This window comes from Streptomyces sp. NBC_01477, from assembly GCF_036227245.1.
Classification (GTDB): Bacteria; Actinomycetota; Actinomycetes; order Streptomycetales; family Streptomycetaceae; genus Actinacidiphila.
In genome coordinates this window covers 6,883,076-6,897,964 of the sequence record NZ_CP109445.1, presented here as the reverse complement: position 1 = coordinate 6,897,964, position 14,889 = coordinate 6,883,076, and the positions used below count along the sequence as shown (strand labels likewise).

The 14,889-nt window shown below is 73.9% G+C and carries 8 protein-coding genes; 1 reads left to right on the top strand and 7 read right to left on the bottom strand.

Going from position 1 to position 14,889, the window contains the following annotated elements; translation table 11 throughout:
• Window positions 1-93 precede the first annotated feature (93 nt).
• A complete protein-coding gene (locus OHA86_RS29310) occupies window positions 94-825 on the top strand; it encodes an alpha/beta fold hydrolase (RefSeq protein WP_329180018.1) in 732 nt (243 codons plus the stop codon).
• A 104-nt stretch (window positions 826-929) separates the two neighbouring features.
• Here the strand turns inward: OHA86_RS29310 and OHA86_RS29305 are convergent, their stop codons facing one another.
• The 7 genes from OHA86_RS29305 to OHA86_RS29275 form a co-directional block, all read right to left on the bottom strand.
• A complete protein-coding gene (locus tag OHA86_RS29305) occupies window positions 930-2,240 on the bottom strand; it encodes a hypothetical protein (RefSeq protein ID WP_329182601.1) in 1,311 nt (436 codons plus the stop codon).
• A gap of 360 nt (window positions 2,241-2,600) precedes the next feature.
• A complete protein-coding gene (locus OHA86_RS29300; protein WP_329180016.1) occupies window positions 2,601-3,407 on the bottom strand; it encodes a phytanoyl-CoA dioxygenase family protein in 807 nt (268 codons plus the stop codon).
• Between the two features lie 100 nt (window positions 3,408-3,507).
• Window positions 3,508-4,605, bottom strand: a complete 1,098-nt coding sequence (locus OHA86_RS29295; RefSeq protein WP_329180013.1) for a zinc-binding dehydrogenase — start codon at window positions 4,603-4,605, stop codon at window positions 3,508-3,510.
• A 57-nt stretch (window positions 4,606-4,662) separates the two neighbouring features.
• The gene (locus OHA86_RS29290) at window positions 4,663-5,472 is read right to left on the bottom strand and encodes a phytanoyl-CoA dioxygenase family protein (RefSeq protein WP_329180011.1); all 810 of its coding nucleotides are present in this window, start codon (window positions 5,470-5,472) and stop codon (window positions 4,663-4,665) included.
• A gap of 11 nt (window positions 5,473-5,483) precedes the next feature.
• Window positions 5,484-10,562, bottom strand: coding sequence for a non-ribosomal peptide synthetase (locus OHA86_RS29285; RefSeq protein WP_329180009.1), 5,079 nt, complete (start codon window positions 10,560-10,562; stop codon window positions 5,484-5,486).
• Window positions 10,559-10,792, bottom strand: a complete 234-nt coding sequence (locus OHA86_RS29280; RefSeq protein ID WP_329180007.1) for an MbtH family protein — start codon at window positions 10,790-10,792, stop codon at window positions 10,559-10,561. Before OHA86_RS29280 ends, OHA86_RS29285 begins: the two co-directional genes overlap by 4 nt.
• Window positions 10,789-14,811: a non-ribosomal peptide synthetase gene (locus OHA86_RS29275; RefSeq protein WP_329180005.1), complete on the bottom strand. Its 4,023-nt coding sequence runs from the start codon at window positions 14,809-14,811 to the stop codon at window positions 10,789-10,791. Before OHA86_RS29275 ends, OHA86_RS29280 begins: the two co-directional genes overlap by 4 nt.
• Window positions 14,812-14,889 lie beyond the last annotated feature (78 nt).

The window sequence follows — 14,889 nt, the reverse complement described above, 5'->3', positions numbered from 1 at the left end:
TCGACGGTACGCGGCGAAGCGGCCGGACCCCCGCGTTCCCGGCCCGCCCTTCGCCTGTCGGCAGATCCACGTCCGCTCCACGGAGGCACACCCATGCCCAGCCCGACCACCTACGTCCTCGTCCACGGTGCCTGGCACGACGGACGGTCCTGGGAGCGCGTCGCCGCGCTGCTCACCGCCCGGGGCCACCGGGTCCACGCACCCGACCTCACCGGCCGCGGGAGCACCGCGCACCTGCTCGGCCCCGAGGTCGGGCTCACCACCCACATCGACGACATCGCCGGCCTCGTCCTCGAACAGGACCTGGGCGACGTCGTGCTCGTCGGGCACAGCTACGCGGGGATGGTCATCTCCGGCGTGGCGAACCGGATCCCGGAGCGCGTCTCGCGTCTGGTGTACGTCGACGCGATGGTGCCGGTGCACGGCGAGAACGCCATCGACGTCATGCCGCTGACGCAGGCGCTGATCGACGGCGCCGCCGCCACCGCCGAGCCCTGGCGCATTCCGCCGCTGCCGGAGCGCCCCGCCCCGCTCGGCCTGTTCGGCGTCACCGACCCCGGCGACACCGCGTGGCTGAGGAGCACCCTCACCGACGAGTCGGTGCTGTGCTTCCGGCAGCCGGTCGAGATGGACAGCCCGGCGGCGGCCCTGATCCCCCGGTCCCACATCCTCTGCGTCGGCAACGTGCCCGCGGGCGTCACCCGGCGGCCGGTCCCGGCGGCCCAGCCCAACGGCGAGCCGTCGCGCGTCCACGAACTGGAGAGCGGTCACGACTGCATGGTCGTCAGGCCCGCCGCCCTCAGCGACCTGCTGCAAATACCCTGACCCGCGCGTACGGCACGGTGACGGCCTTGAGGGGCGGCTCCGCCAGGGCGCGCCCCCCGCCGCCGGGTTCGGCGGCGGGGAGCGGAACGGGATCCCGGGGGCGGTCAGTTCACCGTGAACCAGGTGGCGCGGGACTTCTGCCACTCGGGGTGGTCGAGGTCCTTGGCCTGGGTGCCGTCGCCGTAGAGGTCGGCGTCGCCGTCGTCGGTGATCAGCTGCACCTGCGCGCCGGCCTGGTTCAGGTCGGGCACGGTGACCGCGGCCTCCCAGCCGCCCGCGTCGGTGGTCGGCAGGTCGAGCTTCCTGACCGGCGCGTGGCCCGCGACGCCGTCCCAGGAGTAGAGGGCGTAGGGGTCGCTGTTGTCGTCCGCGGCCCAGGAACCGGCCACGATCAGATACTGGTCGGCGGCGTTCTTGCGGAGGTCGCGGATCGACAGGCCGCCGAGGTCCAGCTCGATCGGGGTGCCGAAAGCGGCCTTGGTGCCGGTGACGACCTTGTCCATGTTGGTGACCGGCACGATCAGCGCCCTGCCGCCGGTCTGGGCCGGCGTCAGGGGGGCGCGGAAGCCGATGTAGGCGGTGGTGGTGGAGCCGGGGGCGAATTCCAGGCCCTCGACGTTGAATCCGTCGATCTCCTTGGGGATCTCGCCGTCCTTGGTGCCCGCCGCGAAGCCGTAGCGGTTACCGTTGGCCTTGTCCCAGGCCACCAGGTCGTCGCGCAGCTTGTGGTAGGCCTTGCCGAAGGTCAGCGCGGTGGACGCGCCGGAGCCGGAGACGGTGGTGGTGAAGACGGTGTTGCGGTCGGCCTTGTACTCGCCGTCCTTGTTGTTGCCGAGCGAGCCGGTCCAGTAGATGGTGTTGCCGACCCGGGTGCCCGCCTCGATGTCGACCTCCTTGTCGGCGTCGAGTGCGGAGTCCAGGTCCCAGGTCTTGACCGGCGCGCCGGAGACGGCACCGTTGTAGAGCCGCAGGGTGTTGTCCTCGTCGTTGGCGACCACGGTGTAGCCGCCGCCGACGTCCACCGCGGCCGACGCGTCGCTGGCGCCGGTCAGATAGCGGGTCTGCGCGGCGAACTGCACGGCGGGCGAGGCCGCGTAGTGCAGCGTCTTGGTGGCGGTCTTGCCGCCGAGCCCGGTGACCTTGACGGTCAGGTCGGTGTAGCCGCGGGTGTGCGCGGTGACCGCGAGCGTACGGGTGCCGCCGCTGCCGCTCACCGCGACGTCGCCGGTGTCGGCGACCGACGTCTTGCTGCTCTTGGACGCCGCCACGGTCAGCGCCGAGGCGTCGGCCCCGCTCTGCGCGACGGTCACCGTCACCGTCGGGTCCCCGGTGGCGCCGACCGCGCCCGACAGGTACGACGCGGACAGCGTGAGGGTGGGCGTCCCGTAACCGGCCGCGTGGGCGGGAGCGGCCATCCCCGCCGCGGCCACCACCAGCGCGGCACTGGCGGTGAAGGCGGACAGACCGGTGACCCGTGCGGACAAAGAACCGTGAGCGCGCAACGTGGGTGCCTTTCGTCGGCTCGGCACGTCCGGCTCCAACAGCGGGACGCCTGGAGAAGGTTCGGCCCACGGCGCCAACGCGGGACGCACATCCGCCGTACGGACGGCGAACAGCCGAAGGCCGCTGGAGGAACCGCGGTCGCGCGGCGGGCCTCCGCGTCGCCCCGGGGCGGCGGCGCCGGTGCCCGGCACCGCGCGCGTCCCGGCCCGGGTGCTCGCGGCGCCGGTGCCGCGGGGCCGGCGGACCCGCCCGGCGCGCGGCCGTCCCCCGGGTCAGCCGGCCGCGTCGGCGTCGGCGAACGGGTGGGACAGCGCCCCGAGCGGACGGGGGTCGCGGGAGGCCAGCCACTCCGGCCGCGGTGCGGGCACCTCGCGCAGCGGGTTGTCCACGCTGTTGTAGCGGATGAAGATCACCGACCGCGGGTTGCCCGACAGGTTCGGCGGCGAGCAGTGCAGCAGGCGCCCGTCGAAGACGACCGTGGTGCCCGGGTCGCCCTTGATCGACACCAGGCCGAGACGGTCCGCGAGCCGGCTCAACGTGTCCGGGGTGATCTTGTGGCGGATGTCCGCCGTCAGGGTGTTCTCCCAGCCGTCCTGGTGCGTACGCGTCTCGTCGTCCAGGGCCAGCCGGTGGGAGCCCGGCATGACGAAGATCGGACCGTTGAACTCGGTGACCTCGTCGAGGAAGACCGAGACGTTCAGCGCGCGCGGCTCGGCCATGCCGTCGTCCCGCTGCCAGTAGAGGTAGTCCTGGTGCCACTCCCAGACGTCGCCCTGGAAGGGGGCCTTGGGGTTGAGCTGCGTCTGGTGGATGTAGACGTCCCCGCCGAGCAGTTCACGGGCGGGTTCGAGATTGCGCGGATCGCGGGTGAAGCGGTCGAAGGCGTCGCTGTGCTGGTGGACGGCGTACACCGACCGCACCTGCTCGCCGTCGCTCTCCAGTATCCGCTGGGGGATGTCGAGTTGTGACAGCCGGCGGGTCTCGCCGAGGAGGAGTTCGCTCTCCGCCGCCGAGAACTGGCCGGGCAGCACCAGGTAGCCGTGCTCCTCGTAGAAGTCGATGTCTGCGGACGACAGCACTGGATGTCTTCCTTTCGTCGGTCACGGGCCCGGGGGCCGGACGGGCGGCGGCCCGCGGGCGCTCACGGCGCCGGCGGCCCCGGCCGTCGGGCGTCAGCGGTCAAGGTGTCAGGACGGCCTTCAGCACCGCGCCGTCGCGGACGCTCCGCATCGCGTGCCGGACGTCGTCCAGCGGGAAGGCGGTCACGAGCGAGCGCAGGTCGAACCGCTCGGTCAGCGCGGGCAGGAGGCGGATGTACTCGGCGAGGTGGGTGCCGGTGAACGCCCAGGAGCCGACCAGGTCCAGTTGCCGGTGCACGATCTGGTGGGGGTTGAAGGAGGTGTTGCCGCTGTCGGTGTACTGGCCGACGATGAGGTAGGAGCCGCCGCGCCGGGCCATCCGCGTCCCCTGCTCCACCGCGTCCGGCACTCCGGCGCACTCGATGACCAGGTCCGCCCCCCGGCCTTCGGTGAGGTCGAGCACCGCCGCCAGCGCTCCCTGGACGTCACCGGACTCCACGACGTCGATGTGCTCGTCGCCGATGCGGGCGGCGCGGGCGGTGGCCAGCCGCGCTGCGGGACCGCCGACCACGATGACGTGCGCTCCCGCGAGTTGGGCCAGGGCGGCGGCGGCCAGGCCCACCGGTCCGCTGCCCTGGACGGCCACCGTCTCCCCGAGCCGCACCGGGCGGCGCTCCCCGAGTGCGTGGACCATCGTCGGGCCCGCGCACGCGAAGGCCATGGCGGCCACCGGGTCGGTCCCGGCCGGCAGCTTGATCACGGTGGTGCCCGGTTCGAGGCTGATGAAGTCCGCCCAGGACCCGCGCAGCGGGGACGCCTCGCTGGTCGGCCTGTTGACGCCGTAGGTCTGCCGGGCCGTGCACAGGGTCGGTTCGCGCAGGACCCGGCAGGCGTGGCAGGTGTGGCAGGCGATGGACGAGGCCCACATGACGGTGTCGCCGACGGCGAGCGGGTCGCCGTTGGTGTCCCGGTCCGTGCCGTCGCCGAGCGCGTGGACGGTGCCCAGTCCCTCGTGGCCGAGCACCAGCGGTGTGGGGACGTCCAGGTGGCCGCTGGCCAGGTGCAGATCGGTCCCGCAGATGCCGGCGTATCGGCAGGCCACGGTGAGGCCGCCGGGAGTGGGCGGCGGCACGTCGAACGAGGCGACGTGCGGCGGGTCGGTGAAGTCCTTCAGGACGACGGCGCGGGCGGTGGTCACAGATTCCCCTCCTTGTTCTCTTTCTCCCGGGCGGTCCGGAAGACGGCGGCCGGAGCGTCAGCGTGCCGCGGCCCCGCTGTCCACTATGGGCCGGTCCTCCTCGATGGGCAGGGGGCGGGTGTCCCGGCACACCAGGTACTCGGGGCGGGGCTCCCCCGCGGGGCGCGGCAGGTTGTGGACATCGTTGTAGGTGGCGATGGCGACCCGGCGGGCGAAAGGCGACAGGTTGGGCGAGGAGCCGTGCACGATCTCGGGGTGGAACAGGACGACCGTCCCCGCGGCGCACGTGGGGGTGACCAACTCGTGCCTGTCCAGGAGGGATTCGAGGTCCTGCGGGGAGAGGGCTATGTCGTCGGGGTCGAGGTGCTGGCTGGACCGCTGCCGGTCGCTGCGCCGGTCCCGGATCAAGCCGTCCGCGTGCGACCCGGCGACGAACGCGATCGGGCCGTTGGTCTCGGTGATGTCGTCGAGGAAGAGCACGGCGTTGACCAGGCTGGGTGACCGCAGCCGGTCCGCGATCCGCCAGGCGACGTAGTCCTGGTGCCACGCCCAGCCGTCGCCGCCGTGGGCCGGCTTGGCGTTGATCTTGAACTGGTACAGGTAGACCTCCGGCCCCAGCAGTTGCCTGGCCGGTCCCACCAGCCTCGGCGAGCGGGCGAGCGAGGCGTATTCGGGCTGCCGCCGGTGCGACGCGTACAGGGCGCGCACCTCCTGGCTCGCGGGCTCGACGATGCGGTGGTCACCCGAGGTGCCGGCGTCCCGGTCGAAGGCGGCGAGCAGCGCCGCCACCTCGTCGGGCGCGAACAGGTTCGGACGCACGAGGACACCGTCGCGCTTGAACTGGGCGATCTCTGACTCATTGAGCATGGGCTGGACTCTCACTCTCGTTCACTCGATACGGGTTCAGTGCCGCTTCCGCCTGCCGCCGGACGCATACGGCGCAGGCGCGGTCGGTGGGATCCGGGTTCGGTGAGCCGGGGGCCGAGCCCCTGGACGGTGGGGTGGTCGAAGAGGTCGCGGACGGTCAGGTCCCGCCCGAGCTGGGACCGGATACGCGCGATCAACCGCGTCGCCAGCAGTGAATGGCCACCCAGATCGAAGAAGCTGTCGCGAACCCCCACCTCGGCCACCCCCAGCACCTCGGCGAACAACCCGCACAACTCCGCCTCCAGCGCACTGCCCGGCGCACCCCCCACCGCACCCGCACCGTAATCAGGAACAGGCAGCGCCCGCCGATCGACCTTCCCGTTCGCCGTCAGCACCAACCCGTCCACCACCACAACCGCCGCCGGCACCATGTACTCCGGCAACACCCCCGCCACCACACCCCGCACCCCCACCGGATCCACCGAACAACCCGGCACCCCCACCACATAAGCCACCAACCGCCGATCCCCCGGCCGGTCCTCCCGCACCACCACCACCGCCCGCGCCACCCCCGGCACACCCCCCACCACCGCCTCCACCTCACCCAACTCCACCCGGAACCCACGAACCTTCACCTGAAAATCCGCACGCCCCACAAACTCCAGAACCCCACCCACCCCCCACCGCACCAGATCCCCCGTCCGATACATCCGCGACCCCGCACCACCGAACGGATCCGCCACAAAACGCACCGCCGTCAAACCCGGCCGACCCACATACCCCCGCGCCACCTGACCCCCACCCACATACAACTCCCCCACCACACCCACCGGCACCGGCCGCAACACACCATCCAGCACATACACCCGCGTATTCCACACCGCACCACCGATCGGCACGGTCATCGAGCGCTCGACGGCGTCCGCCCGCAGGGTGTGGGAGGTGGCGGCGTGCGTCTCGCTGGGCCCGTAGTGGTTGTGCAGGGTACGGCCGCTGCCGGGCGCGAAGAGCGCGTGCAGCGCGGGACCCACGGTCAGCGCCTCGCCGCCCTGGACGATGTGCGTCAGGTCGGGCAGCGGCAGGCCCAGGTCGCGTACGGTCTCGGCGATACCCTCCAGCACCGGCGTGGGCGCGATCAGCTCGTTGACCCGGCGCTCCGCCAGCCACAGGGCGAAGCGTCCGAAGTCCCGGCGGACCTCGTCGCGCGGCACGGCCAGCGTCTTGCCCGAGGTGAGGGCGGAGAAGACCTCCTGGGTCGCCGCGTCGAAGCTCAGCGAGGCGAACTGCGCCGTCACCGTCCCCGGTCCGCCGCCCAGCGCCTCGGCGTGCCAGCCCAGCAGGTTGACCAGCGCTCCGTAGGGGAAGACCACGCCTTTGGGCCGGCCGGTCGACCCGGACGTGTAGATGACGTACAGCGGATGGCCGGGCAGCAGCGGCGCGGTGCGGTCGGCGTCGGTGAGGTCGGCGTCCGGGCGGCCGGCGAGCGCGTGCACGACGTCGTCGTCGTCGAGGACGATCGTCCCCCCGGTCCCGGCCGGCACCCGCGCGGCCATGCCGGCCGTGGTCAGGACGCAGCGGGGCGCGGTGTCCCGCAGCATGTAGGCGATCCGGTCGGCGGGGTAGTCGGGGTCCAGCGGGAGGTAGGCCGCGCCCGCCTTGACCACCGCGAGCAGGGCGACGAGCAGGTCGACCGAGCGCGACATCAGCAGTCCGACGGTCTCCTCGGGGCCGACGCCCGCCGCCACGAGCATCCGGGCCATCCGGTTGGCGCGCGCGTTCAGGTCGGCGTAGCCGACCGCCTCGTCCTCGTACACCACCGCGACGCCCAGGGGGGTGCGGGCGACCTGCTGCTCGACCAGTCGCGGCAGGCAGGCCGCGGGGGCGTCGCGGACGGTGGCGGGGTCGGGCGCGAGCAACCGCTCGCGCTCCCGGGGGGAGAGGATGTCCAGCCGGCTCAGCGGTGTCCCGGGCTCCTCCAGGGCGGAGTGCAGCAGCCGCAGCAGGCAGCCGTTGAGGCGCTCGACCGTGTCCGGCGCGAACAGGTCCGTCGCGTACTCGACCGTGATGTCCACGCCCGCCGGTTCCCCGTCCGCCGTGGTCCGCTCGTCGTAGCTGTAGACGAGGTCGAAGCGGGCGACGTCCAGCGGCGGGGCGTCGACAGCCACGGTCAGTCCGGGCAGCCGGAAGGACGCCCGCTCGGTCTGCTGGGACGCGACGAGGACCTGGAAGAGGGGGTGGCGAGCCAGCGACCGGGTCGGGCTGAGCGCCTCCACCAGCAGCTCGAAGGGCAGGTCCTGGTGGGCGAAGGCGTCGAGGTCGGTGTCGCGCACCCGTTCCAGCAGTGCGCGGAAGCCCGGGTCGCCCGAGGTGTCGGTGCGCAGCACGAGGGTGTTGACGAAGAAGCCGACCAGGCTGTCGAGCCGCTCGTCGGTCCGGCCGGCCACCGGGGTGCCGAGCGGGATGTCGGTGCCCGCCCCCAGCCGGGTCAGCAGCGCCGCGACGAGCGCTTGCAGGGCCATGAAGACGGTTCCGCCGGACAGCCGGGCCAGCCGCCGCAGGGCGCGGTGGCGGTCGGCGTCGATGTGCAGCGCGGCGGTGGCCCCGCGGTAGGAGGCGTGGGCCGGCCGCGGATGGTCGAAGGGCAGGTCCAGCTCCTGCGGCATGCCCTCCAGCGCCTTGCGCCAGTGGCGCAGCTGCCCGGCCATGAGGCCGGCCGCGTCGTCCGCGGTCCCCAGCAGCCGGCGCTGCCAGAGCGCGTAGTCGGCGTACTGGACGGGGAGCGGCGGGGCGGCCGGCGGCTGCTTCCCGGTCCGCGCGGTGTAGGCGTCGAGCAGGTCGCGGGCCAGCGGGGCCAGCGACCACCCGTCACAGGCGATGTGGTGCACCGCGAGCAGCAGGACGTGCTCCTGCGGCGCGAGCGCGAGCAGCTTCGCCCTCAGCGGAGGTTCGTCGGTGACGTCGAAGCCCTCGTGCAGGAACGCGGTGCGCAGCCGGTCCGCCTCGGCCGGATCGGCGGCCTCGGCGACGGGCAGCGCCGGGCGGGCGGCCTCGGCGGAAAGGACGCGCTGCGCGGGTTCCCCGTCGACGGCCGGGAAGACCGTACGCAGGCTCTCGTGGCGGGCCACGACGTCGCCGAGCGCGTCCCGCAGCGCGCCGCGGTCCAGCGGTCCGCGCAGTTCCAGCACCAGCGGCATGGTGTAGGTGGCGGTACGCCCCTCGATCTGGTTCAGGAACCACAGCCGCCGTTGGGCGTACGAGGGCGGCAGGGGGTCCGGGCGTACCGCGCGGGCGAGGACCGGGCGCGTGCCGGCGGGTGTGGACAGGTGCTCCGCTGCGCCCTGGACGGTGGGGTGGTCGAAGAGGTCGCGGACGGTCAGGTCCCGCCCGAGCTGGGACCGGATACGCGCGATCAACCGCGTCGCCAGCAGTGAATGGCCACCCAGATCGAAGAAGCTGTCGCGAACCCCCACCTCGGCCACCCCCAGCACCTCGGCGAACAACCCGCACAACTCCGCCTCCAGCGCACTGCCCGGCGCACCCCCCACCGCACCCGCACCGTAATCAGGAACAGGCAGCGCCCGCCGATCGACCTTCCCGTTCGCCGTCAGCACCAACCCGTCCACCACCACAACCGCCGCCGGCACCATGTACTCCGGCAACACCCCCGCCACCACACCCCGCACCCCCACCGGATCCACCGAACAACCCGGCACCCCCACCACATAAGCCACCAACCGCCGATCCCCCGGCCGGTCCTCCCGCACCACCACCACCGCCCGCGCCACCCCCGGCACGCCCCCCACCACCGCCTCCACCTCACCCAACTCCACCCGGAACCCACGAACCTTCACCTGAAAATCCGCACGCCCCACAAACTCCAGAACCCCACCCACCCCCCACCGCACCAGATCCCCCGTCCGATACATCCGCGACCCCGCACCACCGAACGGATCCGCCACAAAACGCACCGCCGTCAAACCCGGCCGACCCACATACCCCCGCGCCACCTGACCCCCACCCACATACAACTCCCCCACCACACCCACCGGCACCGGCCGCAACACACCATCCAGCACATACACCCGCGTATTCCACACCGCACCACCGATCGGCGGCCGTGCGAGATGGCGCTCCTCGCGCAGCGACATGGCGGTGGCCCACACGGTGGTCTCGGTCGGGCCGTAGAGGTTGGTCACCTCCCGCGCACGGGCGTGCAGGTCGCGCGCGAGCCGCTCCGGCAGCGCCTCTCCGCCGACGAGGGCGTGCAGCCGCGACAGGTCAGGCGGGTCCGCGGCCAGGACGGACTGCCACATCGCGGGGGTGGCCTGGGCGGCGGTGATGTCCTTCACGCCGATCAGGCGCGCGAGCCGCGCCGGGTCGCGGTGCTCGTCGTCCGTGGCCATGATCAGGGTGGCGCCGCTGAGCAGCGGGACGAACACCTCCAGCGCCGCGATGTCGAAGCTCGTCGTGGTGAGCGCCAGGAAGCGGTCCCGCGCCGAGAGCCGCAGGCGCTCGGTGAACGCGCGCAGCAGGTTGTCCAGATTCCCGACGGTGACGACGACGCCCTTGGGGGTTCCGGTGGAACCCGAGGTGTACAGGACGTAGGCGGCGTTGTCGGGGTGGGCGGCCGGCGCGGCGGGGTCCCCGGCTCCGGACCGGCCGGCCGCCGGACGGGCGGCGTCGGCGCACCGGTCCAGGTGGATCGTCGGCAGGTCGGGTCCCGGGTCGCCGGTCCGCGGCGGCTCGGCGCCCGCTTCGGTGACCAGCAGCAGCGGGCGCGCGTCCCGCAGCACGTGGCGGGTACGCTCCGGCGGGTGGTCCAGGGCGAGGGGCAGATACGCGGCGCCCGTCCGGGCCACGGCGAGCAGCGTCGCGACCAGCCGCACCGACCGTCGCAGCGAGAGCGCCACCAGCCGTTCGGGGCCCGCGCCGTGCGCCCTGAGCATCCGTGCCAACCGCTCGGCCCACGCGTCCAGTTCCGCGTAGGTCAGCGACTCCCCGCCGCACTCGACGGCGACGGCGCCGGGTGTCGCCGCCGCCTGCCGCGCGAAGACCCGGGCCGCGGTGTCGTACGCGGGACCGCCGCTCATGCGTCCTCCCGGCCGGGCACGGCCGCGCCCGTCCGGGCGGCGAGTCCGCGGGGCCGTATGTCGGCCCAGTGGGTGTCCACGTAGGCGACGCACTCGTCGTACGGACGCTCGTCGAGTACGACCGACCAGCCCGCCGGCACCGGAAGGCCGGCCGGCCACAGCGAGTGCTGCGCCTCCTCGTTGCGCAGGACGTGGAAGGACGCGGCCCGGTCGTCGAAGGGGTTGCTCATGAGGTCTCCTCGGTCTGTCCTGTCCGCCGGGCGTCGAGCGCGTCGAGCGCGGCGCCCAGCAGGCGGGCGGTCTCCGGTACGGCCGTGGTGAACATCTCGTAGTGGTCGCAGTCGACCGGCAGCACGGTCACCTGCCCGCTGACGTAGGGGCGCCAGGAGTCCGCCGGCGGTGTGCCGCCGGACCGCCCGTCCCGCGGTGGTTCGCGGCGGGCCGTCAGCAGGGTCAGATCGCCCTCGAAGCGCGCCGGGGTGAAGCGGCCCATCAGAGCGACGTTGTTCATCCCGACCCGCACGGCCGACCGCACGCGCGACGGGTCGGCTCCGGCCAGCGGCGGGAACCGCCGGCGCAGTTCTTGGACCGTCGTCTCGTCGATCCCCCGGCCTCCGGCGGGTCCCGGCGCACCGTCCAGGAGGTTGCGCAGGGCCGCCGACACCAGTTCCTCCTCGCCGGCCTCGTGCGGCACCGGTCCCGGCGGCTCCGGAAAGCTGTCGAAGGCGACGAGCAGGTCCACCCGTTCGCCCGCCTGCTGGAGCCGGGTCGCCATGGCGTGTGCCACCAGCCCGCCGAAGGACCATCCGAGCAGGTGGTAGGGGCCCCCGGGCTGCACCGTCCTGATCCGGGCGATGTAGTCGTCCGCCATCTCCTCGACGCTGCCGGGCAGCCGGTGCGCGTCCTGGCCGCCGGTCAGGCCGCGTGCCTGGAGGGCGTGAACGGGCCAGTCGGCGTCGAGGTCCTCCAGCAGCCGGAAGTAGCACCAGCCCAGGCCGGTACCCGGATGGACGAAGAAGAGCGGCGGACGGCGGCCTCCCGGTCTGAGCGCCAGCAGGGGCCCGGTCCCCTCCGCGGCCGGGCCGCCGCCCGGCGCGGACAGGTTGCCGATCAGCTTCGAGACGGTGGGCCAGCGGAACACCGCCTGGACCGGGACCTCCACCCCCAGGGCGCGGGCCAGCCGCCGGGCCAGCCGGATCGCCAGCAGCGAATTCCCGCCGTGGCCGAAGAAGTCGTCGTCGACGCCGACCGACGGCAGGCCCAGCAGCTCGGCGGTGATCCGGGCGGCGGCGGCCTCGGCCGGATCGCCGGGAGCGCGGCTCTCCCGGGTCGCCGCGGCTCGCGGGGCGGGCAGGGCCGCCCGGTCGAGCTTGCCGTTGTGGCTCAGCGGCAGCCTGTCCAGGACGACGACCGCGCCGGGCACCATGGCCCGGGGCAGCCTGGCGGCCAGCAGCGCGCGCAGCCGGGCGGGTTCCGGCCGCCGGGGGGCCGCGCCGCCGGGACCGGGGCGGTGCGCCGGGGTGACGTAGGCGACGAGCAGCTGCCCGCCGGCGGTGTCGGTGCGCACCACCGCGCACGCCGATCCCACCGATCCGTCCTCGGCCAGCAGGCTCTCGACCTCGCCCAGTTCGAGCCGCTGGCCCCTCAGCTTGACCTGCTGGTCGGCGCGGCCCAGGTAGTCCAGGCTCCCGTCCGACCGCCACCGGACGATGTCGCCCGTCCGGTACATGCGGGTGCCGGACCCGTGGTGCGGGTCGGCCACGAAGCAGGCGGCGGTCAGGCCGGGCCTGTTCACATATCCCAGCGCCAGTTGGACCCCGCCGAGGTACAACTCCCCCGGCACGCCCGGCGGACAGGGCTGGAGCATCCGGTCCAGGACGTACACGCGGGTGTTCCACACCGGCCGGCCGATCGGAACGGGACCCGCCTCCCCCGGCGGGCAGGAGCGGTACGTCACGTCGATGGCGGCCTCGGTCGGGCCGTACAGGTTCTCCAGCGCGACCCCGGGCAGGACACGGTGGAACTCCCGTACCGTCTCCCTGGACAGCGCCTCCCCGCTGCAGAAGATCCGCCGCAGGCCGCCGTGCGCGCCGGCGTCCGCCTCGGCCAGGAAGTGGTCCAGCATCGAGGGGACGAAGTGCGCCACGGTGACACCCGACTCGCGGACGGTACGGGCCAGCCGGGCCGGATCCCGGTGCTCGCCGGGCTCGGCCAGGACGAGCACCGCGCCCTCGCACAGCGGCCAGAGCAGTTCCCAGACCGAGACGTCGAAGCCGACCTGCGTCTTGTGCAGGACACGGTCGGTGCGGCTCAGCGGGTAGGTGCCCTGCATCCACCGCAGCCGGTTGCCGAGGGCGGCGTGCGGGACGGCCACCCCCTTGGGCCGGCCGGTGGTGCCGGAGGTGTAGATCACGTACGCGGGGTCGTTCGCGGCGGGGCCGGGCACGGCCGCCGGGCGGGACCGGCCCGCGCGGGGCGGCGCCGGTCCGTCCACGAGCACGACCGGGGTTCCCGTGTCCGGCAGTTCCCCGCGGGTCACGCGGTCGGTGACCACGCACACCGGCCGGGCGTCGGCGAGCACGTCCGCCGTCCGCGCCGCCGGGTGTTCCGGATCCACCGGAAGGTACGCGCCGCCCGCGGTGAGGACGGCCAGCACGGCCACCACCAGGTCCGCCGAGCGCGGCAGCGCGACCGCGACCGGGACGCCGGGGCCGGCCCCCGCGGCGGTCAGCCGGGCCGCGAGCCGCCCCGCCCGCGCGTGCAGCTCGCCGTAGGTGAGCGTCGACCGCCCGCTCACCACGGCGGGCGCCCCGGGATCGGCCGCCGCCCGCGCGGCCAGCGCGGCCGGCAGCGTACCGGCCGGCAGGCGCCGGTCCGTCGCGTTCCACTCCACCAGGGTCTGGTGGCGCTCCTCGGCGGACAGCACGTCGATCCGGTGGACGGTGAGCGACGGGTCCTCCAGCACGGCGTCGAGGACGCGGAGCAGGCGCTCGCACAGGCCTTCCGCGGTCCGGTGGTCGAAGAGGCCAGCCGCGTACTCCAGGTAGCCGTCGAGGTCGTGCGCGGTGCCGGGACCGCCGTGGCGCTCGGCGAGCTGGAAGGTCAGGTCGAACTTGGCCGAGGGCGGCCCGTCCACCGCCAGCGGCGTCGCCGCGACCGCGCCGAAGTCCGGCCCGTCCTCGCTGTGCGCACCGAGGGCGATCATCACCTGGAACAGCGGGTGGTGGGCCGGGGAGCGCGGCGGATTCAGCGCGGCCACCAGCAGGTCGAACGGCAGGTCCTGGTGCGCGAAGGCGTCGAGGTCGGTGCGCCGCACGCGCTCCAGCACCTCGGTGAAGGACGGATCGCCCGACAGGTCGGTGCGCAGCACGAGGGTGTTGACGAAGAAGCCGACCATGCCGTCCAGTTCCTCGTCCTGCCGGCCGGAGACGACCGCGCCGATCGGCAGGTCCTCGCCCGCGCCCATGCGGCTGAGCAGAACGGCCACGGCCGCGTGCACCACCATGAACGGCGTGCACCGCCGGTCGCGCGCCAGCCGCGCCAGTGCGCGGAAGCGCTCAGGACCGCAGCGGAAGGGCGTCCGGCCCCCCTGGTGTCCGGCGACCGGCGGGCGGGGGCGGTCGGCCGGCAGCGACAGCACCTCCGGCATCCCGTCCAGGACCTGCCGCCAGTGGTCCGCCTCGCGGGCGTGGACGCTGTCCGGGTCGGCGGGATCGCCCAGCAGCTCGCGCTGCCACAGCGTGTAGTCGGCGTACCGCACCGGCAGCTCTTCCAGGCCCGGCTTGCCGCCGTCCGTGCGTGAGCGGTAGGCCGCCGCCAGGTCGCCCAGCAGGGGACCGGTCGACCAGCCGTCCGTGGCGATGTGGTGTGCCACCAGCAGGAGGACGTGGTCCAGCGGTCCCAGCTCGAACAGCTCCGCGCGGAAGGGCGGGCGGGTCAGGTCGAACGGGAGCGCGACTGACCGCCGCACGGCCGCGTCGGCCTCGTCCTCGGACAGCGCGACGACCGGCAGGTGCGGGCGGGCGGCGTCGGCGTCGAGGACGCGCTGGTAGGACGAACCGTCCTTCTCGGGGAAGGCGGTCCGCAGCGGCTCGTGCCGCTCCACCACGTCGGCGAGCGCGCCGCGCAGCGCCGCCACGTCCAGCGGCCCGGTCAGGCGCAGCGCGGTCGGCACGTTGTAGGCCGCGCCGGTGTCCTCCAGGCGGTCGATGAACCACAGCCGGCGCTGCGCGAAGGAGAGAGGCAGCACTCACCTGCTCCTTTGCCGGGGTCCGCGCAGCGCCCGGGCCGGCCCGCGGCGGCGGGGGCCGGACGGCGCCGGGCGGGC

What these genes read in the sequence shown, in the direction of transcription:
- OHA86_RS29290 (WP_329180011.1), bottom strand. Translation starts at nt 5,472, where the DNA reads ATGCTCAATGAGTCAGAGATCGCCCAGTTCAAGCGCGACGGTGTCCTC.
- OHA86_RS29305 (WP_329182601.1), bottom strand. Translation starts at nt 2,240, where the DNA reads ATGGCCGCTCCCGCCCACGCGGCCGGTTACGGGACGCCCACCCTCACG.
- OHA86_RS29285 (WP_329180009.1), bottom strand. Translation starts at nt 10,562, where the DNA reads ATGAGCGGCGGTCCCGCGTACGACACCGCGGCCCGGGTCTTCGCGCGG.
- OHA86_RS29310 (WP_329180018.1), top strand. Translation starts at nt 94, where the DNA reads ATGCCCAGCCCGACCACCTACGTCCTCGTCCACGGTGCCTGGCACGAC.
- OHA86_RS29280 (WP_329180007.1), bottom strand. Translation starts at nt 10,792, where the DNA reads ATGAGCAACCCCTTCGACGACCGGGCCGCGTCCTTCCACGTCCTGCGC.